Origin of the sequence: Mycobacteroides sp. H003, assembly GCF_001440135.1 — a bacterium.
GTDB lineage: Bacteria > Actinomycetota > Actinomycetes > Mycobacteriales > Mycobacteriaceae > Mycobacterium > Mycobacterium gwanakae.
Genome location: NZ_LJYL01000009.1, coordinates 941,014 through 962,439, shown reverse-complemented (window position 1 = coordinate 962,439; position 21,426 = coordinate 941,014). Strand labels below are relative to the sequence as shown.

Genomic DNA, 21,426 nt, shown 5'->3' with positions numbered 1-21,426 from the left:
CGCGAAGAGCGGGCAGCCCTGCCGGGCACCGTGCGGTCTACTCGCCAGCGTGCCGCCATCACCGCGCTGCTGAACCGGACCGACGAATTCCGGTCGGCGCAGGAGCTGCACGACGAACTCAAACGCACCGGCGAAGGCATCGGCCTGACCACCGTCTACCGGACTCTGCAGTCGATGTCGACGTCGGGCGAGGTCGATGTGCTGCGCAACGACACCGGCGAATCGGTGTACCGGCGCTGTTCGGACGGACACCATCACCATTTGGTCTGCCAGAGTTGCGGTTTCGCCGTCGAAGTGCAGGCCGGCGCGGTCGAGGCATGGGCCACTAACATCGCCGAAGAGCACGGATTCACCGCTGTCCACCACACGGTGGAGGTCTTCGGTCTGTGCAGTCGTTGCAGCGCCCTGCGCCGGAACTCCTAGTTACCCAGCGCCCTTCGCGCATCGGCCCCGGTGGCGAACACCATGAGCAAGAGCGTCACCAATGCCTCGTCCGAGATCTCGGTGGCGGGAAAGTTGTAGCGCAGCAATACATCTGCCTTGCGCCCCTTGGCGATCAACAGAATGTTTCCGAACAGGGACTTCTGCGCCAACCCATCGACCAGATGCCGTGATTTCGCGTTGACCGCCACATCCCAGGCCAACACCTGCGACAGCGACACCACATCCAGGCCCGCCGCGATGGTGACCGCGCGAATCGAGGTGAGCGTGCCCTCGTAGTCGGCCCTCAGCGCACCATCGGGCTCCTTGGTGACCGGCAGCACCGGGTGCAGCACGCGGTACACCCGGTCCAGAATCTCGTCGGCTCCGTTATCAGGGTCGGTCATTACGCCGTACCGAATCGACGGTCGCGCTGCGCGTACTCGAGGCAGGCCGCCCAGAGATCGCGGCGGTCGAAGTCGGGGTACATCTTTTCCTGGAACACGAACTCGGCGTATGCCGACTGCCACATCATGAAGTTGCTCGACCGGAACTCACCCGAGGGCCGCAAGAACAGATCGACGTCGGGCATGTCCGGCTCGTCGAGGTACTTGGCGATGGTCTCTTCGGTGATGCGGTCAGGCTTGAGCTGTCCGGACTCCACCAGGCGGGCGATCCTCCGTGTCGCCTCGGCGATCTCGGCCCGGCCCCCGTAGTTGATGCACGTGGTCAAGGTCAGCGTGCTGTTGTTCTTGGTGAGCTCCTCGGTGATCTCGAGCTCCTTGTAGACGCTGCTCCACAGCCGGGTCTTCTGGCCCGCCCAACGGAACCGCACGCCCATGTTGTTCAGGTCATGGCGTCGCCGCTTCACCACGTCACGGTTGAAGCCCATCAGGAATCGAACCTCGTCCGCGGGCCTTCTCCAGTTCTCCGTCGAGAACGCGTAGGTGGTCAGCCACGGGATACCCATCTCGATGGCACCACAGACCATGTCCATCATGGTGGCCTCGCCCATCTTGTGCCCCTCGGTGCGGGGCAAGCCACGGGCCCGTGCCCAGCGCCCGTTGCCGTCCATCACCACCGCGACGTGCCGGGGCACCAGTTCCTTGGGGATGACCGGCGGTACGGCACCCGAGGGATGCTTGGGCGCGGGATGTGGCCGCGTGCCACCGGGGCCCGATCCGGGCAGCAGCTTGGGGAAAACAGCAGGAAACACCGTCTTGTCCGGGAACGTCGGGGCGTAGCCGGGGGGGACGTCGGCCCAATCCGTGAAGTACTTATCCTGCTGCGGATCGGGCTGGCTGCTCTTCACCATGGGTCATATTTAACCTGGTCCCACGTTCGACAAGCGGAAGTGTCCGCAGCTTGCGCTCCAGGTGCCACTGCAAATGCGCCGCGATCAATCCGCTGGCCTGGGTGCGCTGGCTCTGCGGCACGTCATCGGTGGCCGCCCAGTCGCCGTCATGGAGCGCGGCCATCAGCTCCAGCACACCCGGCGGCGGAGTCGCCGCACCCGCGGGACGGCAGTGCACGCAGACGCTGCCGCCCGCCGCCACATGGAAGGCGCGATGCGGGCCGGGAGTGGCGCAGCGTGCACACTCGCTGATGGCGGGCGCCCATCCGGCAATGCTCATGGCGCGCAACAGATATGCATCGAGAACCAACTCACGCGAACGCTGCTGATCGGCGATGGCCCTGAGTGCGCCGACGGTGAGGCGGTGCAGAGCGACGGCCGGAGCACGCTCTTCACCCGCGATCCGCTCGGCGGTCTCCAAGATGGCGCAGGCGGTGGTGTACCGGCCGTAGTCGCTGACGATGTCCGATGCGAAGGCGTCGATGGCCTGCACCTGCGTGACGATGTCGAGATTGCGTCCCGGATGCAGCTGCACGTCGATATGCGCAAACGGTTCCAGCCGTGACCCGAACTTACTGCGGGTGCGGCGCACCCCCTTGGCCACCGCGCGGACCAGGCCATGCTGGCGGGTCAGCAGGGTCACGATGCGATCGGCCTCACCGAGCTTGTGCTGCCGCAGCACAACAGCACGATCCCGATAAAGCCGCATTCGAAGAGTTTCCCATCTGGTACCGACGAATCCCCGCATTGACGCACTATTTCGACGGCTTACCCTTCTGGTCATGTCGGGCTTTCCCACGCTGACGTCCCAGGCCTCCGCGCTGGTAGAGGGTTCGGTCAGCTCCGTTTCGCTGACCCTCGCGGCGCTCAACGCGATCAAAGCCAGCCAGCCGACGCTCAACGCGTTCCGGGTGGTGTGCACCAAGAGCGCCCTCGCGGACGCCGCGGTGGCCGACAAGCGATTAGCTGCCGGTGAGCGGCTGCCGTTGCTCGGCGTGCCCATCGCTATCAAAGACGACACCGATCTGGCGGGCACCCCAACCGCGTTCGGTACCGCCGGGGCCGTCGGTTCGGAGTCCGAGGACGCCGAGCTGGTACGACGGCTGCGGTCCGCGGGCGCGGTGATCGTCGGCAAGACCAATACCTGCGAGCTGGGTCAGTGGGGCTTCACCAGTGGGCCCGGCTTCGGCCACACCCGCAACCCGTGGAGCCGCAACCACACCCCGGGCGGATCCTCGGGCGGCAGCGCTGCGGCGGTGGCGGCCGGGCTTATCGCCGGGGCCATCGGCTCGGATGGGGCTGGGAGCGTGCGGATTCCCGCCGCGTGGACACATCTGATCGGCATCAAGCCGCAACGTGGCCGGATCTCCACCTGGCCACTGGCCGAGGCGTTCAACGGGATAACAGTGCACGGGCCCCTGGCCCGCACGGTCGCTGACGCCGCGCTGTTGTTGGATGCCGCGTCGGGCAACGTGGCCGGCGATTTGCACCAGCCACCGCACGTCCGGGTGCTGGATGCCGTCCACGAAGACCCGGGGCAGCTGCGCATCGCACTGTCGCTCAAGGTTCCGTTCTCGGCGTTTCCCGCCAGCATTCACCCGACAATCGAAGCCGCCACCCGCTATGTGGGCCATCAGCTGCGTTCCCTCGGACACATGGTGTCCGAGGGCGACCCGGACTACGGCGTCGGACTCGGCCTGAACTTCCTGCCGCGGGCCACCGCGGGGCTGCTGCCGTGGCGCGAACGGCTCGACGCCGGGGCGAATTGGGACCAGCGCACCGTCACGAACATGCGCACGGGCCGACGACTGGCGGGCTGGGCGCTGCGGCGAGCGCGCGCGGCCGAGCCGCGATTGCAGGCACGCGTCGGCAAGATCTTCGGCAGCTTCAACGTGGTGTTGGCACCGACCACCGCCCAGCCGCCGACGGGTATCTACGATTTCGACGATGTCGGCAGCATCGCCACGGACCGCGGACAGATCGCCGCCTGCCCCATGACGTGGCCGTGGAATGTGCTCGGGTGGCCGTCGGTCAACGTGCCCGCCGGGTTCACCCAAGACGGGTTGCCCATCGGAGTGCAGCTGATGGGCCCGGCGAACAGCGAGCCGTTGCTCATTTCGCTTGCGGCGCAGCTGGAGTCGATCAACGATTGGGCATCGGAAACCCCCGACCCCTGGTGGTGAGTGCCCCCCTTTGCGTCGAGACCGAGGTTGTGGCGGTTTCGTCTCACACAAATTCGCCACAACCTTGGTCTCGGCGGCTAGGCCGCTCTTGACGCAGCGCTCAGGGCTGCGCGAACTCGGTGGACGACCGCCAACGGTTGATTGATGAGCTGGTCCCGACTAACGCGCACCAACCGCCAGCCCATCGCAGCGATGGTCTCTTGCCGTTCGATATCGCGGCGATGCTGCACAGAATCGCCCCAGTGCTGCGCACCATCGAACTCGGCAGCCACCCGTTGTTCCCGCCAGCCCATGTCGAGACGAATGGTCCGCCCGTCAGGACCGCCCAGCTCGATCTGGGTTTCCGGACGCGGTAACCCTGCACCGACAAGGCACATCCGCAAGCGTGTCTCCTGAACAGATTCGGCGCCAGGGTCTGCCAGCGACAGCACATTCATCAGTCGCCGGATCCCCCGCGCGCCCCTATGCCGCGAAGCGACCTCACGTACCTCGCTCATCGAGCAGTTACGGAGAAGCACGTCGATCAACTCGACAGCACGAGAGGTGTGCACCCGGCGCCCGATATCGAACACCGTCCTGGCGGGTGTCGTGACCTGAATCCCGCCGAGCACCGTCGACTCGCCGGGGCACAGCGTGTCCGCATGCAAGATGATCCCCGTAGGCGCACTGCGCCATTCGCGAATCAGCTCGGCCGGACGGTCGGCCGATATCCACGGATTGCCATGCAGGGCGGCAGCTGAGGCACCACACACCACTGCGCTCCCGTCGGACCACAAGAAGGCAGCCTCAGCACGGATAGTCGCGGTGAGCTCCACCCCGATGGGTAGATAGACATTGCGATAAATGCGTCGATAGCCGGTGCGCAGCTCGTGACGTGTCAGCAGGCCAGACGCAATGGCCGTACTCCCCGTGACCAGTTTCCCCATGTCGCGACCATGCCATGCACCTCTGACACGTGAGCGAGACCGAGGTTGTGGTGAATTTGTGCGAGACGAAACCGCCACAACCTCGGTCTCGGCGCGAAAGGGGCCCGGCGGAAAACGGGCGGGCGCGGAAAGGACCCCGCCGCTAGAAGCCGAGCTTGCCGAGCTGCTTGGGGTCGCGCTGCCAGTTCTTGGCGACCTTGACCCGCAGATCCAGGAAAACCTTGGTGCCGAGCAGCTTTTCGATCTGCTTGCGCGCGTTGGTCCCGACTTCACGCAACCGCGTACCGCCCTTACCAATGACGATGCCCTTTTGGCTGTCCCGCTCGACGTAGAGAATCGCATGCACGTCGATCAGCTCCGAACCCTCGGGCCGCCCCTCACGCTCGTTCACCTCGTCGATCACCACTGCCAGCGAGTGCGGCAGCTCATCGCGCACACCTTCGAGCGCCGCCTCGCGGATCAGCTCGGCCATGAGCACCTCTTCGGGCTCATCGGTCAGTTCACCGTCGGGATAGAACGCGGGCCCCGGCTGCAGCTTGGACGCCAAAACCTCTGTCAGCACCTCGACTTGGGCGCCCGAGACAGCGGACACCGGCACGATGTCGACGTCCGGCCCGACGAGCTGCGACACCGACAGCAGCTGCTCGGCCACCCGCTCCTTGCTCACCTTGTCGATCTTGGTGACGATCGCGATGAGCGTGGTGCGCGGTGCGACGAGCTTGATCTGCTCGTAGATCCACTTGTCGCCCGGCCCGATGCCCTCATCGGCCGGGATGCACAGGCCGATCACGTCGACCTCGGAATACGTATCGCGCACAAGGTCGTTGAGCCGTTGCCCGAGCAGCGTGCGCGGTCGATGCAGACCGGGAGTGTCGACGAGCACGATCTGGAAGTTCTCGCGGTGCACGATGCCGCGGATCGTGTGCCGGGTGGTCTGCGGCCGGTTCGACGTGATGGCTACCTTCTGGCCGACCAGCGCATTGGTCAACGTCGACTTGCCGGTGTTGGGCCGGCCGACGAAACAGACGAAACCCGAACGGAATTCCGGCGAGGTCACAGCTGCCCCGCAGGCACGCCGGTGCGATCGGTGACGATGACCGTCGCCGACGGCGAAAGCTCGCGCACCGCGGCCAGGCCCGGATCCTCGTGTGAACCGCCGACCAGCACCGCCGCTTCGATGACCGAGGCCCCACTGGACACTGCCGCCGCCACCGCCGCCTGCAACGCCGTCAACGACAACGCCGAAAGCGACACCGGCGCACCGGCGTAGGTACGGCCGTCGCCGTCGCGCACCGCCGCTCCCGACTTCGCTTCGGCACGCCCCATCGCTCCACGGGCCAGCACGACGAGCTTGTTGTCTTCTGCATCCAACTCAGTCATCTTTTTCCTCCGTTTTCTCGTCGTCTGCCGCTGTGCCGCTGTCGGGGTCGGGTTGCACCAGGATTGTCCCGATGCGCACCCGGCCGCGCGTGTCCGGACCGCCCTCGGCCTGTAACAAAAGTCCGTGCGAGGCAGCCGTTGACCCCGGCAGTGGAACGCGTCCCAGCTCGAGCGCCAGCAGTCCACCGACCGTCTCGACGTCCAGGTCCTCATCGAACTCGATGTCGTACAGCTCCCCCAAGTCCTCGATCGGCAGTCTGGCGGAGACACGAAACACCTTGTCGTCCAGATCTTCCACCGGGGCGACCTCGTCATGGTCATACTCGTCGGCGATCTCCCCGACGATCTCCTCCAGCACGTCCTCGATGGTCACCAGCCCGGCGATCGCCCCGTACTCGTCGACCAGCAGCGCCATGTGCTTGCGGTGCTGCTGCATCTCACGCAGCAGCGCATCCAGCGGCTTGGAGTCCGGGATGAACACCGCGGGCCTCATCACCTGCGCCACGGTGACGTCGCGCCCACCATTCACCGAGTAGTACGTCTGCTGGACAAGATCTTTGAGGAAGACCACGCCGACGACGTCGTCCACGTTCTCCCCAACCACCGGAATGCGGGAGTGTCCGCTGCGCACCGCCAGAGAAGTCGCTTGACCTGCCGTCTTGTCGGATTCGATCCACACCATCTCGGTGCGCGGCACCATCACCTCGCGGGCGGGCGTATCGCCCAGCTCGAACACCGACTGAATCATCCGGCGTTCGTCATCGGCCACCACGCCGCGCTGCTGCGCCATGTCGACCACCTCGCGCAGCTCGATCTCGGAGGAGAACGGTCCGTTGCGGAAACCGCGTCCGGGCGTCACCGCGTTGCCGAGCACAATCAGCAACCGCGAAATCGGGCCCAGCAGCACCGAAATCACCTGCAAGGGGACGGCGGCGCCTAGCGCGATCGAGTACGCATGCTGACGCCCCAACGTGCGCGGCCCCACACCGATGGCCACAAAACTCGTCACCACCATGACAATCGCCGAAATCATCAACGCCGCACCAAGGCTCATCCGCGCGGTGAGATAGCCGACCAGGAACACCGTCGACAAGATCTCGCAGGTGGTGCGCAGCAACACCACCAGGTTCACATAGCGTGGACGCTCCCGGATCACCACCGAAAGCCGCACCGCGCCAGGCCGTTCCTCACGAACCAGCTCGTCGACACGCGCCGAGGACACCGTGTTGATGGCCGCGTCGATGGCCGCGAACGCGCCGCCCAGGCCGACGAGCGCGATCGCCGCCAGCAGCAGCCCTATGCCAGACATCACTCGTCGAAGTTGCGCGACTTGTCGAGCAGACGGCTATCTCGGTACAGCTGGGCCTGCTGCTCATACCAGTCCTGCAGCAGCTGGTTCTGCAGCGCGAACATCTCGCGCTCTTCCTCGGGCTCGGCATGGTCGTAGCCGAGCAGGTGCAGCACACCGTGCACCGTCAGCAGCGCCAGCTCGTGCGCCAACGAATGTCCCGCCGCCTCAGCCTGTTCGGCCGCGAACTGCGGGCACAGCACGATATCGCCCAGCATCGACGGACCCGGCTCGGGCGCGTCGGGACGCCCACCGGGCTCCAGTTCGTCCATCGGGAAAGACATCACGTCGGTGGGGCCGGGCAGGTCCATCCACCGCATGTGCAGGTCGGCCATCGCCGCCAGGTCGACGAGCATCATCGAAAGTTCGGCGGCCGGATGGACATCCATTGCCGCGATGGCGAATCGTGCGACGCTGACCAACTCGCCCTCGGCGACGTCGATACCCGACTCGTTGACGACCTCAATGCTCATCGGTGCCGGCTCCGGTTCCCCGACGCGCGCCGCTGCGCGCGATTGCCCGTCAAGTCCGAGTCCTCAAACCGCGCGTAGGCATCCACGATCTCCGAGACCAGCCGGTGGCGCACCACATCGGCACTGGTCAACTCCGAGAAATGAATTCCCTCGATGTTGTCGAGGATGTCCATGGCCGCGCGCAGCCCGGAACGGGCGTTGCCCGGCAGATCGACCTGAGTGATGTCACCAGTCACCACGATCTTGGAGCCGAAGCCCAGCCGGGTGAGAAACATCTTCATCTGCTCGGCGGTGGTGTTCTGCGCCTCGTCGAGAATGATGAACGCGTCGTTGATGGTCCGGCCGCGCATGTAGGCCAGCGGCGCGACCTCGATAACCCCCGCATCCATCAGCTTGGGAATCAGCTCGGGATCCATCATGTCGTGCAGCGCGTCGTACAGGGGCCGCAGGTACGGATCGATCTTTTCGCTCAGTGTGCCGGGCAGGAACCCCAGCCGCTCGCCCGCCTCCACGGCGGGCCGCGTCAGGATGATGCGGGTGACCTGCTTGCTCTGTAAGGCGTTGACCGCCTTCGCCATTGCCAGGTACGTCTTACCGGTACCGGCCGGGCCGATGCCGAAGACGATCGTGTTGGCGTCGATCGCGTCCACATAACGCTTCTGGTTCAACGTCTTTGGCCGGATCGTCTTGCCGCGCCGCGACAGGATGTCCAGGCTCAGCACCTCGGCGGGTGACTCGTCACCATCGCCGGTCAGCATCCCCACGGTGTGCCGCACGGTCGACGGCGTGAGCTGCTGACCGCGCCGGGCGATCACGATCAGCTCGGAAATCACCCGCTCGGCAAGCGCGATATCGGCGGGCTCGCCCGTGAAGGTGATGGTGTTTCCGCGGGCGTGGACATCGGCGGCAAGGACGTCCTCAAGCTCTCGCAGGTTTTCATCGGCTGAACCCAGCAGGCCCATGATGAGGTCATTCGGAATCTCGACGCTGCTGCGTGCTTCCGAAGCCGGCGCAGCGGCACCTTGTTCTCGGCTCGTCACGTGGTTACGGTCGCCTGCTTTCTTGGGTTGTGGAGTTGCCTCGAGTTTACCGCCGGCAACCGTCAGCCTCCACGCGATTAGCGCTCAACGGTGCGTAAGCGGACCGGCCGCCCACCGATCCGTGAGCACCCCGAGGGCGCCCAGCGCGACGGCCGCGGCACTGGACGTACGCAACACCGTCGGACCCAAACGCACGGCAGCCGCACCCGCGTCGGTCAAAACCCCCAGCTCCTCGTCGGCAACACCACCCTCGGGCCCCACGATCAAGACCACTGACGACGACGCGGACAGCCGCTCACCCAGCGCACTGAGCCCGGAATCCGCCGACTCATGCAGCACCAGCACGATGGCACCGTCGGCGATCCGCGCCCGGACCAGCTCGGCCAGCCGCGCCGTCGAGTGCAGTTCCGACACCGTCGGCACGAAGGCCCGACGGGACTGGCGTGACGCCGCCCGCGCCACCGCCTCCCAACGCTGCTGCCCCTTCGCCGCCTTTGCGTCCCAGCGCGACACACAGCGCTGTGCCTGCCACGGGACGATCTCGTCGGCACCCGCCTCCACCGCCAGATCGACGGCAAGCTCGGAGCGATCGGATTTGGGAAGCGCCTGCACCACAGTCACTTTGGGTGTCGCGGCGACCACGCCCCAGCGCCCGGTCACCTCAATCGACAGGGTGGCGCGCTCAACGGAGGCGACCACGCCGTCACCGACCTCGCCCGCGCCATCGCACACCATGACCGGCTCACCGACCCGCATCCGCAGCACCCGCGTCGCGTGATGTCCCTCATCGCCGTCGAGGATTACCCGTTCACCGGCGGCGGGGACGTGGTCAACGTAAAAGATCGTGGCTGCCGCCATCGATTACCGGCCCGTGAACGCCTCGCGCAGCCGCGAGAACACCCCGCCGGATGCGGATTCGGCCCACACGACCTCGGCGCCGTCCTTGTGGCGGGTCCGGAAGTCCTTCAAGAGCTCACGCTCCTTGGAGTCCAGCCGGGTCGGCACCACCACATCCAGGTGGGCGTGCAGATTGCCGCGCACACCGGTGCGCAGATGAGGCATGCCCTTACCGCGCAGCGTCACCACCGATCCGGGCTGCGAGCCCGGCTCGACCTTGATGGTGGTGTCGCCGTCGAGAATGGCGTCGACGGACACACTGGTACCCAGCGCCGCCTCCACCATCGGGACGCGGACCGTGAAGTGCAGGTCGTCCCCGTCACGAATGAACACGTCATGGGGCTTCTCATGCACCTCGACGTACAGGTCACCGGCAGGCCCGCCGCCGGGGCCGACCTCACCCTGCGCGGCCAGCCGCACCCGCATGCCGTCGCCCACACCGGCCGGGATCTTGACCGTGATCTCGCGACGCGCGCGCACGCGGCCGTCGCCACCGCACTTGTGGCACGGATCGGTGATGACCTCTCCGGCCCCCTGGCACGTCGGACAGGGGCGCGAGGTCAACACCTGGCCAAGCAGGGACCGCTGCACCGTCTGCACCTCGCCACGGCCACCACAGGTCTCGCAGGCGCTCGGTGCCGAGTTGCCGTGGGTGCCCTTGCCCGCACATCCATCGCACAGAATCGCGGTATCGACCGTCACCTGCTTGCTGACGCCCGTCGCGCATTCCACGAGCTCCAGGCGCATCCGCAGCAGCGAATCGGACCCGGGCTGCACCCGTCCGCGCGGACCGCGTGATCCGCCGGCCGAACCGCCGAAAAATGCCTCGAAGACGTCGCCCAGGCCGCCGAAGCCCGAACCGAAACCGCCGAACCCGTTGCCACCACCGCCGTTCTCCAGCGGGTCCCCACCGAGGTCGACGATGCGCCGCTTCTCCGGATCGGTCAGCACCTCGTAGGCGACGCTGACCTCCTTGAACCGCGCCTGCGCCTGCTCATCGGGGTTGATGTCGGGGTGCAGCTCGCGGGCGAGCTTGCGGTACGCCCGCTTGAGTTCGCTATCGCTGGCACCCTTGCTGACCCCAAGAATGCTGAAGTAATCACGCGCCACTGTGCCTGTTACGTCCTGTCTAGTTCACATACTGCTAGCGATTGGCTAACACTTCGCCGATATACATGGCAACCGCCGCGACGTTCGCGATGGTTCCCGGGTAGTCCATCCGTGTGGGCCCCAGCACACCCATACCGCCGAACACCGCTCCGCCCGCACCATACGGGGTGGAGACCACGGAGGTGCCGATCATCTGCTCAGCAGCGGTTTCGTGACCGATGTGCACGGTGACCCGGCCCGCCTCCTGCTGTGCGGCGAGCAAGCGCAGCACCACCACCTGCTCCTCGAGCGCCTCCAGCACGGTACGCAGCTGACCGCCGAAATCGCCCGCGTTGCGGGTCAGATTGGCGGTGCCGCCGAGCAGCAGGCGTTCCTCGTGATGCTCGACGAGCGTCTCCACCAGCACCGTCGCCGCGCGCGTCAGGGGATTACGCAGGTCATCGTCGGACTGTTCGGCCAGCTCGGCGACGGCCACCGAGGCCGCCGACAGCTTCTTGCCGTCCAGGGCCGCGCCCAGCAGCACACGGAGACGGCCCAACTGCTCGTCGTTGATGACATCGCCCAGCTCGACAATCCGCTGATCAACCCGCCCGGTGTCGGTGATGACCACCAACAACAGCCGGGCCGGGGTCAACAGCACCACTTCCAGATGACGCACGCTCGACGAGGACAGCGTCGGGTACTGCACCACGGCAACCTGACGAGTCATCTGTGCCAGCAGCCGCACCGCGCGGCGCAACACGTCATCGAGGTCGACGCCGCCTTCCAGGAAGTTCAGGATGGCCTTGCGTTCTGCGCCCGAGAGCGGTTTGACGTCCTCGAGCCGGTTGACGAATTCGCGGTAGCCCTTTTCGGTCGGAATGCGTCCTGAACTGGTGTGCGGTTGCGCGATGTAGCCCTCTGCCTCCAGTACCGCCATGTCGTTACGGACGGTGGCGCTGGAAACGCCGAGTCCGTGCCTGTCGACCAGGGCCTTGGAGCCGATCGGCTCCTTGGTGGTGACGTAATCGGCGACGATGGCGCGCAGCACCTCGAAGCGTCTGTCATCGGCACTGGCCATGGTCACCTCCCTCGGAGCAGCGATTTGCCTCTCATTTTACGGGGCCAGGCTGCCCCAACCCTCCACCACGGCCGTCCACGCTAACCTCAGGTGTTATGGCGGGATCATTACGGAGTGGTTTGCGGTGATCTTCAAAGGTGTCCGTGAGGGGAAGCCGTATCCAGAACACGGGCTATCGACCAGGGATTGGTCACGCATCCCGCCCCGGCAGATCCGACTCGATGAACTGGTCACCACCACCACGGTGCTCGCCTTGGACCGGCTGCTCAGTGAGGACTCCACGTTCTACGGAGACCTGTTTCCGCACGCGGTGAAATGGCAGGGCGTCACCTATCTAGAGGACGGGCTGCATCGCGCCGTGCGCGCCGCGCTGCGTAATCGGGTCGTGTTGCACGCCAGGGTTTTCGATATGGACCAGCTGCGGTCCGTTTAGCCGGCGCTAGTCCAGGATGGTGCGCACCACGCCATCGGCCAGCAGGCGCCCCTGATCGGTGAGCACCAGCCGGTCATCCACGAGCCGCGCCAGTCCCCCGGACACTACGGCAGGCACCCGGCCACGTTCCTCAACAGTCAAGTCTGCCAAGGCGATTCCCGTGTTCAGCCGGACTGCCAGCAGCACATCCTCGGTATGCCGTTCGGCCGGGCTGAGGATCTCGTGCCCGCCGACGGGAAGCTGCCCTGCCCCCAACTGCTTGGCATAGGCGTTGGGGTGCTTGACGTTCCACCACCGCACCCCGTTGACGTGTCCGTGCGCACCCGGCCCGGCACCCCACCAGTCGCCGCCTGCCCAGTATCCGAGGTTATGACGGCACTGCCCGCCGGGGCGTGCCCAGTTGGACACCTCGTACCAACTCAGCCCGGCCTGCGACAGCGCGGTGTCCAGCAGCTGATACCGATCGGCCAGGGCGTCCTCATCGGGATTGGGCAGCTCGCCGCGCCGCACGCGCCGCGCCAGCGCGGTGCCCTCCTCGACGACCAGCGCATACGCCGATACGTGGTCGACCCCCGCGTCGAGCACCGCATCGACGGACCGGCGCAGGTCATCGTCGGTTTCGCCCGGAGTGCCATAGATGAGGTCGAGATTGACGTGCTCAAGACCGGCCGCGCGTGCCTCTCGCGCCGCCGCCACCGCCCGGCCGGGCGCATGCACGCGATCCAGCGTCGCCAGCACGTGCGGGGCCGCGGACTGCATGCCCAAAGAGACCCGGGTGTATCCGGCGGCCCGAATCGTCTCGAAGAACGCCGGCGAGGTCGATTCGGGGTTGGCCTCGGTAGTGACCTCGGCACCCGGCGCGAGCGTGAAGTGGGTCCCGAGGGCGTCGAGCACCTCGGCGAGCCCGGAACCACCCAACAGCGAGGGCGTCCCGCCCCCGACGAACACGGTTTCCACCGGTGGTTTTCCGTCCAGGGTCCGCGCGGCCAGGTCCAGCTCGGCACGCAGCGCCTCAAGCCAGCCCGCGGGCGAGGTGCCGTCGCCGAGTTCGTCAGCGGTGTAGGTGTTGAAATCGCAGTATCCGCAGCGTGTGGCGCAGAACGGAACATGCACATAGATCCCGAACGGGCGCCCCGAAGCCGGCACCAGGGGCGGCAGGGTGGCAATCGTTTCGGGTCTCACCGGTCCAGTGTGTGCCAGGGTCGACGGCAGAAAAAATCTGCGCGGTCAATAGCGGGAATCCCCCAAGCCCAATAGAGGTTTTGCTCACAATGAGCGGAATTACGACCCGGTCGTGTGGGGTGTCAGTTTCTCATGGCACAATTGGCCGGGTGAGCACACATCAGGTCCCCCTTGTCGCGCGGCGACACATCGACCTGAAGCGTGTCTGTAGCGCGTGTTGTCTCCCTTAGTGACGTAGTCCTACCCGTCTGCCACCCAAACGGTCGTGAGGATTTGCGCCTCCGGTCAGCCCCCGGTGTGTCGCCCACGACTGTGCCTGCCTTTCTGAGGAGCACCATGACCACCAGCGAGACCCGGCCCGCTCGCCCGAAGCCACAGCGCAGCGAGGGCCAGTGGGCCCTCGGAGAACACGAGCCGCTGAACCCCAATGAGCAAGCCAAGAAGGACGATCACCCGCTGAACGTGCGGGAGCGCATCGAAACCATCTACGCCCACAAGGGCTTCGAGAGCATCGACAAGACCGACCTGCGTGGCCGCTTCCGCTGGTGGGGTCTGTATACCCAGCGCAAGCCGGGTTTCGACGGCTCCTGGACCGGTGACGAGAACACCGACATGCTCGAAGACGATCACTTCATGCTGCGGGTGCGTTCGGACGGCGGCGCACTGACGACTCAGGCGCTTCGCACCCTGGGTGATCTGTCCACCACGTACGCGCGGGACACCGCCGACCTGTCGGACCGCGAGAACGTGCAGTACCACTGGATCCGGGTCGAGGACATGCCGGAGATCTGGCGCCGTCTCGACGAGGTCGGTCTGCACACCACCCAGGCCTGCGGCGACTGCCCCCGCGTGATCCTGGGCTCGCCGCTCGCCGGTGAATCCCTGGACGAGGTGCTCGATCCGACGCCGGCCATCGACGAGATCGTGCGCCGCTACATCGGGAAGAAGGAGTACGCGAACCTTCCCCGCAAGTTCAAGACGGCCATTTCCGGCCTGCAGGATGTCGTGCACGAGATCAACGACGTCGCCTTCATCGGCGTGGTGCACCCCGAGCACGGTCCCGGCCTGGACCTGTGGGTGGGCGGCGGCCTGTCGACCAACCCGATGCTGGCGCAGCGCCTCGGGGTGTGGGTGCCACTGGATGAGGTGCCCGACGTGTGGGAGGGCGTCGTCAGCATCTTCCGTGACTACGGCTACCGCCGTCTGCGCGCCAAGGCCCGGTTGAAGTTCCTGGTCAAGGACTGGGGCGTCGAGAAGTTCCGCGAGGTTCTCGAGACCGAATACCTGAAGCGCCCACTCATCGACGGGCCTGCCCCGGTGCAGCCGCCGCGGCCCATCGACCACGTCGGCGTGCAGCGACTCAAGAACGGGCTCAACGCCGTTGGTGTCTCCCCCATCGCGGGCCGGGTGTCCGGCACCATCTTGTCGGCGGTCGCCGACATTGCCGAGAAGGCGGGATCCAACCGGGTCAGGTTCACGCCGTACCAGAAGCTGATCATCCTCGACGTCCCCGATGAGAACCTGGCGGAACTCACCGCCGCGCTGGACGCACTCGGGTTGCCGTCGCGTCCGTCGCACTGGCGCAAGAATCTGATGGCTTGCACCGGTATCGAGTTCTGCAAGCTGTCTTTCACCGAAACCCGCAAGCGCGCACAGGATCTGGTGCCCGAGCTGGACAAGCGGTTGGACGATCTCAACGCCCAGCTGGATACTCCGGTCACCATCAACATCAACGGCTGCCCCAACTCGTGCGCGCGTTCGCAGGTCGCAGACATCGGCTTCAAGGGTCAGATGGTCGACGACGGCGAAGGCAACAGTGTCGAGGGCTTCCAGGTGCACCTGGGCGGAAGCCTCGGCCTGGACAGCGGATTCGGCCGCAAGCTGCGTCAGCACAAGGTCACCAGCACCGAACTCGGCGATTACATCGACCGGGTGGTCCGCAACTTCGTCAAGCAGCGCACCGACGGAGAGCGCTTCGCGCAGTGGGCGGTTCGGGCCGAGGAGGCGGATCTGCGATGAGCGTGCTGGAGGGCCAGAAGAACCTCGACCAGCTGCGCGAGCTGGCCGAGCGCGGCGCTGCCGAACTGCAGGATGCCTCTGCCGAGGAACTGCTGCGCTGGACCGACGAGAACTTCGGCGGCGAGTACGTCGTGGCCTCCAACATGCAGGACGCGGTACTCATCGACCTTGCCGTACAAGTGCGTCCGGGCGTCGACGTCTTGTTCCTGGACACCGGATACCACTTCGCCGAGACGATCGGCACGCGCGATGCCGTGGAATCGGTGTACGACATCCACATCGTCAATGTGGCTCCCGAGCAGACGGTGGCGCAGCAGAACGAGTTGGTGGGCAAGGACCTGTTCGCGAGCAACCCCGGCGAATGCTGCCGCCTCCGTAAGGTTGTGCCGCTGCGCAAGTCGCTCTCCGGGTACTCCGCGTGGGTGACCGGGTTGCGCCGCGTCGATGCCCCGACTCGCGCCAACGCACCGCTGATCAGCTTCGACGAGGCGTTCGGGCTGGTGAAGATCAACGCGATCGCCGCATGGACCGACGAGGACATGCAGAAGTACATCGACGAGCACGGCACCCTGGTGAATCCGCTTGTGGACGAGGGCTATCCGTCGATCGGCTGTGCCCCGTGCACGGCCAAACCGGCACTGGGCGCCGACGCGCGCAGCGGCCGCTGGCAGGGCCTGGCCAAGACAGAATGTGGGCTGCACGCCTCATGACGACGACGGAGACCGAAATGGAGTCTGTGTTGAATCAGACGGAAACACTGACCGACCTCGAATCCGAGTCGATTCACATCATTCGTGAGGTGGCCGGCGAGTTCGAGCGCCCGGTGCTGCTGTTCTCCGGCGGCAAGGATTCGACGGTGCTGTTGCACACCGCGCTCAAGGCCTTCTGGCCCGCACCGCTTCCCTTCGCGCTGCTGCACGTCGACACCGGCCACAACCTGCCCGAGGTGCTGGACTTCCGCGACGAGATCGTCGAACGCCACAACCTGCGCCTCGTCGTCGCGAAAGTCGAGGACTACCTGGCCGACGGGCGCCTGACCGAGCGGCCCGACGGAATCCGCAATCCGCTGCAGACCATCCCGCTGCTCGAGGCCATCACCGACAACAAGTTCGACGCGGTGCTCGGTGGTGGACGTCGCGACGAGGAGCGCTCGCGCGCCAAGGAGCGCATCTTCAGTCTGCGTAACGCGTTCGGCCAGTGGGATCCCAAGAAGCAGCGTCCCGAGCTGTGGAGCCTCTACAACGGCCGGCATGCCCCGGGTGAGCACGTGCGGGTGTTCCCGATCAGCAACTGGACCGAGTTGGACGTGTGGCGCTACATCGCGCGCGAAAACGTACAGCTGGCCGACCTCTACTACGCCCATGAGCGCGAGGTGTTCAACCGCGACGGCATGCTGCTGACTCCCGGCCCGTGGGGTGGACCGCGCGACGGCGAAGAGCTGCAAACACTTTCGGTGCGCTACCGGACCGTGGGCGACGGCTCGACCACCGGCGCGGTGCTCTCCGATGCCGCCGACGTCCATGCCGTGCTCGCCGAGGTGGCCGCATCGCGGATCACCGAACGCGGCGCGACCCGCGGCGACGACCGAGTGTCCGAGGCGGCCATGGAAGACCGCAAGCGAGAGGGCTACTTCTGATCATGAGCGATCTTCTGCGCATCGCCACCGCCGGCAGTGTCGACGACGGTAAGTCCACTTTGGTGGGCCGGCTGCTGTATGACACAAAGTCGGTGCTTATCGACCAATTCGATGCCGTCACAAAGGCTTCCGAGTCACGCGGGCTTGATGCCCCCGATCTCTCGCTGCTTGTCGACGGTCTGCGCGCCGAGCGCGAGCAGGGCATCACCATCGACGTGGCGTATCGGTACTTCGCCACCCCGAAGCGTTCGTTCATCCTCGCCGATACCCCCGGGCACGTGCAGTACACCCGAAACACGGTGTCGGGGGCGTCGACCGCACAGCTGGTGATCCTTCTCGTCGACGCTCGCAAGGGTGTCATCGAGCAGACTCGCCGTCACGCCGCGGTGCTGGCGCTGTTGGGGGTGCCACGGCTGGTGTTGGCGGTCAACAAGATCGACCTGGTGGCCGATAGCGCCCGCATCTTCGAAGCGATCAGCGCCGAGTTCAACGAGCTGACCAGCTCGCTGGGCTGGAAGCCCGAGAACGTCGTGGAGATCCCGGTCTCGGCACTGCATGGTGACAACATCGCCACCCGCAGCGAGCGCACCGGCTTCTACAGCGGGCCAACCCTCATCGAGCATCTGGAATCGATTCCGGCACATGAGGAGTCGAGCACCGTCGGTCTGCGCTTCCCGGTCCAATATGTGATCCGTCCGCGTACCGCCGAGTACCCCGACTACCGCGGTTACGCCGGGCAGGTCGCCGCCGGCGTGGTGCGGGTGGGTGACGAGGTGGTCATCTCCCCCGCCGGGCAGCGCACCACAGTGGCGGGCATCGACACCGCCGATGGGCCGCTCGAGGTCGCCGAGGCGGGACGCAGCGTGACGCTGATCCTGGCCGATGATGTGGATGCCTCACGTGGCGATCTGATCGCTGCGCCCGACGTGCCCGAACCGGTTTCTGAGATCGAGGGCACCGTGTGCTGGCTGGCCGACAAGCCGCTGAAGGCCGGGGCGCGCCTGCTGCTCAAGCACGGCACCCGCACCGTTCCCGCGATCGTCGGCGAGCTGGTGGAACGCTTCGACGAGCAGAACCTGTCTGCCGATCCCGCACCGGAATCCTTGGAGCTCAACGACATCGGTCAGATCAGCATTCGCCTCGCGGAAGCGATCAGCGTCGACGAGTACGTCGATGACCGGACCGCGGGGAGCTTCCTGCTGATCGATCCGTCGAGTGGCAACACGCTGGCGGCGGGACTGGTCGGCGACGCCCTGCGCGCCGTCGAACTGAATCGTGCGTAATCCGACGCTCCTTGCCGTCGCGCACGGGAGCCGCGACCCGCGGTTCGCGGAGAATGCGCGCCGATTGGTAGCGCAGGTGCGGTTGCTCCGGCCGGATCTGGAAGTCCGGCTCGCGTTTCTGGAGCTCTCCGAGCCGAACCTGGTAGACGTACTGCGCGATCTGAGCGGTGACGTGGTGGTGGTGCCGCTGCTGCTGTCCGACGCCTACCACGCCCGGATCGACCTGCCGACCGTGCTGTCTTCGGCGCCCCCGGGATTGCGAGTCACCCAAGCACCTGTGCTCGGGGCAGATGACCGGCTGTTACGCCTGGCCCGGCGTCGGGTGGTCGAGCTCGGCATCGACAATCCCGGCGTGATTCTGTCCGCGGTCGGATCCTCGGACTCCACAGCCAACGACCGCACCCGCTCGCTCGCTATGCAGTGGGAGATCTCAACGACAGTTTTCGCCACCGGCGAATCGAGCACCCTTGCCGCCGCCGCGGACTCGCTGCGTTCCCGTGGTGCCACGGAAATCGTTGTCGCACCGTGGTTCCTGTCCTCCGGCCTGCTGCTGGACCGGGTGCGCGCCGAGGCTGCAGACGCGGATATCCACATGGCAGCACCGCTGGGCTCTAACCGGCTGGTCGCCGAGGTCGTGGTGCACCGGTACGCATCGGCAGTCGCAGCGCCGGTCCCCGGTAACGCACTGACAAAACCCACAGCACATCCGCGCCGCATCCCGACGAACGCATTGTTATATGCGCATGTCTGACGTAGGGTCGGATGCGTGACCAGCACCGAGCACAAGACCCACGACCACCCCGACCACGTTCACGGCCCTGACTGCGGCCACGAGGCAGTTGCTCACGAGGACCACGTGGATTACATCCACGACGGGCACCGCCACGCCCCGCACGGCGATCACTACGACGAGCACTAGAGCGCGATAGACAAAATGGCCCCCGGAGAACCGGGGGCCATTTTCTTTACCCAACCCGGCTCGGCGACCATGCTTGGTCGTACCCGCTTATGAGCGACAACAACGCCTTCTCTCGCCGCAACACGCAGTGCCCGGGTGCCGCGCGCCATCCCGCCAAGACCGTAACTCCCCCGGCCATAGTGAATGGCATGGCCACGGCGGACCCCCAAGCGCAACGCATCGGACGCCCTACGCACGTCGACTCCGTTTGGAGGGTTGAATTCGTTCGTGTTGGCCTGATGCTCGTGAACGAAGTACCGCAGTCGCGCGCTGACACCATGCGTGGTTTTCGGCCTCGAATGCTCGGCCCCGCAAGCATGTGAGGTAGGGGCCAACTTGAGTGGCTTGCTGTAGGAATGATTCTTCGTCGAGCTCGCCGCGCATAGCGTGAAGCAGACTGTCGTACGCGGCAACCTTGCCCGAAGCAATCTGTGCGCGTTCTTCGAGTTGTCGCACCACGGCGTCCAGACTGATCGAGTCAGCTGCTTGCACCATGACCATCAGATCGTCGCGGATGAACGAGGGCTTACATGTCGCAGTGGCGAACTGCTCAAGCTCATCAATTCCCGCGGCGGTCACAGTGAACATGCGTTTGTTTGGGCGTTGTTGCTGGATGACTTGTCGTCCTGTGACCAGGCCTTGCTCTTCGAGCTTGTTCAGTTCGAGGTATAGCTGCTGGGGGCCGGTCTGCCAGAAATTTGAGACACCGATGTCGAATGCTTTGGCTAGCTGGTAGCCACTTCGTTCGCCGTTAAGTAGTGCTGCGAGCACGGCATGCCGCAATGCCATCAGGGCCTCCCTCAGGGATCAACATATCAAGGGTTCTGAAGCGATCTGGACCTGCCAGTACAACCGAAGTGTCGATCTGCACGTACGAACCGCGGCCGGATACGGCGAGGGTACTTTCGTGTGATCTCGCAGCCAACGACATAATCATCTGGCCTGCAAGTACTTGAGCTCAGGCAGTTTTGCCACACGGCCATCACCGGAAGACACACCGCGGATCCGACGCCCGATCCAAGGCATTAAATATGTTGCTGCCCAGCGAATTTCAGTGACTATTCCGCGCTTGGGTGCTTGTCCGGCCGGTGGCTGGGCCCATTCTTGATCCCCGGGGATTGACAGACTCGACGCAGCGCAACATGCGAGACACTCGTGGCCGAGCGGACTTAGATGCAGCCGGTCTGGTGACCACGCCCGGAGGTCCTCGAATACTGAGCCTGCGGGAAGCGTGGGTACGTAAACGCCGTAAGAATCAACCATGGCAGTGATTCCCGCATTCAATGCAGTTACGCGCCTCGACATCAGACTCCCTAGGAAGGTCAGTGCTCCAAGGTCTGGCGCGCAGACTAAGAGCACTTGTGTGTGTCGCGCACGGAGGCGGCGCACGATCTGGTCGAGGGCGTCCACCACCGCGTCTGGACGGGCGCCTGGACGCAGTATGTCGTTGACCCCTGCAGTAACAGTTACCAAGTTTGGACAGAGCGCTAGGGCCGATTCAACCTGTTCGGCAAGCACCTGTTCTGCGCGCTTGCCGCGGACTGCGAGGTTGGCATAAAGGATCTCGCCGCGGTGGGTTGCGATCTTTTGTGCCAAGCGATCTGCCCACCCCATGGCCCGCCCATCGGGCCATGGGGTGTCACCGATTCCTTCCGACAGACTGTCGCCTAGAGCTACGTAGCGATAGACCATTTCGTGTCCACTCTCATATCTGCCTTGGACCG

Annotated in this window: 23 protein-coding genes and 1 pseudogene; 9 read left to right on the top strand and 15 right to left on the bottom strand. The window is 65.6% G+C overall.

The features are described from left to right. Positions 1-30: 30 nt before the first annotated feature. On the top strand, positions 31-423 hold the full coding sequence (locus AOT87_RS05065; protein WP_030095202.1) for a Fur family transcriptional regulator: 393 nt from the start codon (positions 31-33) through the stop codon (positions 421-423). Here the strand turns inward: AOT87_RS05065 and AOT87_RS05060 are convergent. From AOT87_RS05060 to recO, 3 genes are read right to left on the bottom strand one after another with little or no spacing between them, the layout of a single operon-like run. Continuing rightward, entirely contained in the window at positions 420-827 is a 408-nt protein-coding gene (locus AOT87_RS05060; RefSeq protein ID WP_057966799.1) for a hypothetical protein, read from the bottom strand. The two genes, AOT87_RS05065 and AOT87_RS05060, sit on opposite strands and share 4 nt — an antisense overlap. Next, positions 827-1,735, bottom strand: coding sequence for an isoprenyl transferase (locus AOT87_RS05055; protein WP_081343188.1), 909 nt, complete (start codon positions 1,733-1,735; stop codon positions 827-829). The genes AOT87_RS05060 and AOT87_RS05055 overlap by 1 nt, the downstream gene beginning before the upstream one ends. Further along, positions 1,698-2,483, bottom strand: a complete 786-nt coding sequence (gene recO / locus AOT87_RS05050; protein WP_057966798.1) for a DNA repair protein RecO — start codon at positions 2,481-2,483, stop codon at positions 1,698-1,700. The genes AOT87_RS05055 and recO overlap by 38 nt, the downstream gene beginning before the upstream one ends. 73 nt (positions 2,484-2,556) lie before the next feature. Here recO and AOT87_RS05045 point away from each other — a divergent pair, with 73 nt between their 5' ends. Further along, complete coding sequence (locus tag AOT87_RS05045; protein WP_057966797.1) at positions 2,557-3,957, top strand: amidase; 1,401 nt, start codon at positions 2,557-2,559, stop codon at positions 3,955-3,957. Between the two features lie 77 nt (positions 3,958-4,034). On the opposite strand, the gene AOT87_RS05040 is transcribed toward AOT87_RS05045, so the two are convergent. The 9 genes from AOT87_RS05040 to hrcA form a co-directional block, all read right to left on the bottom strand. Beyond that, complete coding sequence (locus tag AOT87_RS05040; protein ID WP_057968851.1) at positions 4,035-4,883, bottom strand: DUF559 domain-containing protein; 849 nt, start codon at positions 4,881-4,883, stop codon at positions 4,035-4,037. Positions 4,884-5,025: 142 nt separating this feature from the next. Continuing rightward, on the bottom strand, positions 5,026-5,940 hold the full coding sequence (gene era / locus AOT87_RS05035) for a GTPase Era (protein WP_030095196.1): 915 nt from the start codon (positions 5,938-5,940) through the stop codon (positions 5,026-5,028). After that, a complete protein-coding gene (locus AOT87_RS05030) occupies positions 5,937-6,263 on the bottom strand; it encodes a cytidine deaminase (RefSeq protein ID WP_030095195.1) in 327 nt (108 codons plus the stop codon). Before AOT87_RS05030 ends, era begins: the two co-directional genes overlap by 4 nt. Then, positions 6,256-7,572 (bottom strand): hemolysin family protein, encoded by a 1,317-nt coding sequence (locus tag AOT87_RS05025; protein ID WP_057968850.1) that lies wholly within the window; start codon positions 7,570-7,572, stop codon positions 6,256-6,258. Before AOT87_RS05025 ends, AOT87_RS05030 begins: the two co-directional genes overlap by 8 nt. Then, a complete protein-coding gene (ybeY, locus tag AOT87_RS05020) occupies positions 7,572-8,084 on the bottom strand; it encodes an rRNA maturation RNase YbeY (RefSeq protein ID WP_005060346.1) in 513 nt (170 codons plus the stop codon). Before ybeY ends, AOT87_RS05025 begins: the two co-directional genes overlap by 1 nt. Further along, positions 8,081-9,046: a PhoH family protein gene (locus AOT87_RS05015; protein ID WP_199340262.1), complete on the bottom strand. Its 966-nt coding sequence runs from the start codon at positions 9,044-9,046 to the stop codon at positions 8,081-8,083. The genes ybeY and AOT87_RS05015 overlap by 4 nt, the downstream gene beginning before the upstream one ends. Positions 9,047-9,208: 162 nt before the next feature. Next, positions 9,209-9,982, bottom strand: coding sequence for a 16S rRNA (uracil(1498)-N(3))-methyltransferase (locus AOT87_RS05010; RefSeq protein ID WP_057968849.1), 774 nt, complete (start codon positions 9,980-9,982; stop codon positions 9,209-9,211). Positions 9,983-9,985: 3 nt separating this feature from the next. Continuing rightward, a complete protein-coding gene (gene dnaJ, locus AOT87_RS05005; protein ID WP_057968848.1) occupies positions 9,986-11,131 on the bottom strand; it encodes a molecular chaperone DnaJ in 1,146 nt (381 codons plus the stop codon). A 34-nt stretch (positions 11,132-11,165) separates the two neighbouring features. Then, positions 11,166-12,191 carry a heat-inducible transcriptional repressor HrcA gene (hrcA, locus tag AOT87_RS05000; RefSeq protein ID WP_030095190.1) on the bottom strand — a complete coding sequence of 342 codons (1,026 nt, stop codon included), beginning with the start codon at positions 12,189-12,191 and terminating at the stop codon, positions 11,166-11,168. A 124-nt stretch (positions 12,192-12,315) separates the two neighbouring features. On the opposite strand from hrcA, the gene AOT87_RS04995 reads away from it, so the two are divergent. Next, complete coding sequence (locus tag AOT87_RS04995; protein WP_030095189.1) at positions 12,316-12,624, top strand: type II toxin-antitoxin system VapB family antitoxin; 309 nt, start codon at positions 12,316-12,318, stop codon at positions 12,622-12,624. A gap of 6 nt (positions 12,625-12,630) precedes the next feature. Here AOT87_RS04995 and hemW read toward each other — a convergent pair whose 3' ends face one another. After that, positions 12,631-13,806, bottom strand: a complete 1,176-nt coding sequence (hemW, locus tag AOT87_RS04990; protein WP_057968847.1) for a radical SAM family heme chaperone HemW — start codon at positions 13,804-13,806, stop codon at positions 12,631-12,633. A gap of 336 nt (positions 13,807-14,142) precedes the next feature. Between hemW and AOT87_RS04985 the strand changes: the two genes are divergently transcribed. From AOT87_RS04985 to AOT87_RS04960, 6 genes and pseudogenes are all read left to right on the top strand, one after another. Then, a complete protein-coding gene (locus AOT87_RS04985; protein ID WP_030095187.1) occupies positions 14,143-15,825 on the top strand; it encodes a nitrite/sulfite reductase in 1,683 nt (560 codons plus the stop codon). Further along, the gene (locus AOT87_RS04980; protein WP_030095186.1) at positions 15,822-16,535 is read left to right on the top strand and encodes a phosphoadenylyl-sulfate reductase; all 714 of its coding nucleotides are present in this window, start codon (positions 15,822-15,824) and stop codon (positions 16,533-16,535) included. The genes AOT87_RS04985 and AOT87_RS04980 overlap by 4 nt, the downstream gene beginning before the upstream one ends. Beyond that, entirely contained in the window at positions 16,532-17,461 is a 930-nt protein-coding gene (gene cysD / locus AOT87_RS04975) for a sulfate adenylyltransferase subunit CysD (RefSeq protein ID WP_030095185.1), read from the top strand. Before AOT87_RS04980 ends, cysD begins: the two co-directional genes overlap by 4 nt. 2 nt (positions 17,462-17,463) lie before the next feature. Beyond that, positions 17,464-18,744 carry a GTP-binding protein gene (locus AOT87_RS04970; protein ID WP_030095184.1) on the top strand — a complete coding sequence of 427 codons (1,281 nt, stop codon included), beginning with the start codon at positions 17,464-17,466 and terminating at the stop codon, positions 18,742-18,744. Beyond that, positions 18,737-19,417: pseudogene (locus tag AOT87_RS04965) on the top strand (sirohydrochlorin chelatase); the annotation flags it as partial. The gene AOT87_RS04970 and the pseudogene AOT87_RS04965, both read left to right, overlap by 8 nt. A 93-nt stretch (positions 19,418-19,510) precedes the next feature. Then, complete coding sequence (locus tag AOT87_RS04960) at positions 19,511-19,663, top strand: hypothetical protein (RefSeq protein WP_057968846.1); 153 nt, start codon at positions 19,511-19,513, stop codon at positions 19,661-19,663. Positions 19,664-19,891: 228 nt separating this feature from the next. On the opposite strand, the gene AOT87_RS04955 is transcribed toward AOT87_RS04960, so the two are convergent. Together AOT87_RS04955 and AOT87_RS27565 are read right to left on the bottom strand one after the other, a co-directional pair. After that, entirely contained in the window at positions 19,892-20,491 is a 600-nt protein-coding gene (locus tag AOT87_RS04955; protein ID WP_057968552.1) for a PadR family transcriptional regulator, read from the bottom strand. A 144-nt stretch (positions 20,492-20,635) separates the two neighbouring features. Next, the gene (locus AOT87_RS27565) at positions 20,636-21,394 is read right to left on the bottom strand and encodes an SGNH/GDSL hydrolase family protein (protein ID WP_081343216.1); all 759 of its coding nucleotides are present in this window, start codon (positions 21,392-21,394) and stop codon (positions 20,636-20,638) included. Positions 21,395-21,426 lie beyond the last annotated feature (32 nt).

Bases quoted from the DNA above. Each gene is read 5' to 3' on its own strand.
- AOT87_RS05045 (WP_057966797.1), top strand. From the start codon at position 2,557: ATGTCGGGCTTTCCCACGCTGACGTCCCAGGCCTCCGCGCTGGTAGAG.
- AOT87_RS27565 (WP_081343216.1), bottom strand. From the start codon at position 21,394: ATGGTCTATCGCTACGTAGCTCTAGGCGACAGTCTGTCGGAAGGAATC.
- ybeY (WP_005060346.1), bottom strand. From the start codon at position 8,084: ATGAGCATTGAGGTCGTCAACGAGTCGGGTATCGACGTCGCCGAGGGC.
- AOT87_RS04980 (WP_030095186.1), top strand. From the start codon at position 15,822: ATGAGCGTGCTGGAGGGCCAGAAGAACCTCGACCAGCTGCGCGAGCTG.
- cysD (WP_030095185.1), top strand. From the start codon at position 16,532: ATGACGACGACGGAGACCGAAATGGAGTCTGTGTTGAATCAGACGGAA.
- AOT87_RS04955 (WP_057968552.1), bottom strand. From the start codon at position 20,491: ATGGCATTGCGGCATGCCGTGCTCGCAGCACTACTTAACGGCGAACGA.
- recO (WP_057966798.1), bottom strand. From the start codon at position 2,483: ATGCGGCTTTATCGGGATCGTGCTGTTGTGCTGCGGCAGCACAAGCTC.
- AOT87_RS05060 (WP_057966799.1), bottom strand. From the start codon at position 827: ATGACCGACCCTGATAACGGAGCCGACGAGATTCTGGACCGGGTGTAC.
- AOT87_RS04970 (WP_030095184.1), top strand. From the start codon at position 17,464: ATGAGCGATCTTCTGCGCATCGCCACCGCCGGCAGTGTCGACGACGGT.
- AOT87_RS05040 (WP_057968851.1), bottom strand. From the start codon at position 4,883: ATGGGGAAACTGGTCACGGGGAGTACGGCCATTGCGTCTGGCCTGCTG.
- AOT87_RS04985 (WP_030095187.1), top strand. From the start codon at position 14,143: ATGACCACCAGCGAGACCCGGCCCGCTCGCCCGAAGCCACAGCGCAGC.
- AOT87_RS05015 (WP_199340262.1), bottom strand. From the start codon at position 9,046: ATGGGCCTGCTGGGTTCAGCCGATGAAAACCTGCGAGAGCTTGAGGAC.
- AOT87_RS05055 (WP_081343188.1), bottom strand. From the start codon at position 1,735: ATGGTGAAGAGCAGCCAGCCCGATCCGCAGCAGGATAAGTACTTCACG.
- hrcA (WP_030095190.1), bottom strand. From the start codon at position 12,191: ATGGCCAGTGCCGATGACAGACGCTTCGAGGTGCTGCGCGCCATCGTC.
- AOT87_RS05030 (WP_030095195.1), bottom strand. From the start codon at position 6,263: ATGACTGAGTTGGATGCAGAAGACAACAAGCTCGTCGTGCTGGCCCGT.
- AOT87_RS05010 (WP_057968849.1), bottom strand. From the start codon at position 9,982: ATGGCGGCAGCCACGATCTTTTACGTTGACCACGTCCCCGCCGCCGGT.
- AOT87_RS05025 (WP_057968850.1), bottom strand. From the start codon at position 7,572: ATGTCTGGCATAGGGCTGCTGCTGGCGGCGATCGCGCTCGTCGGCCTG.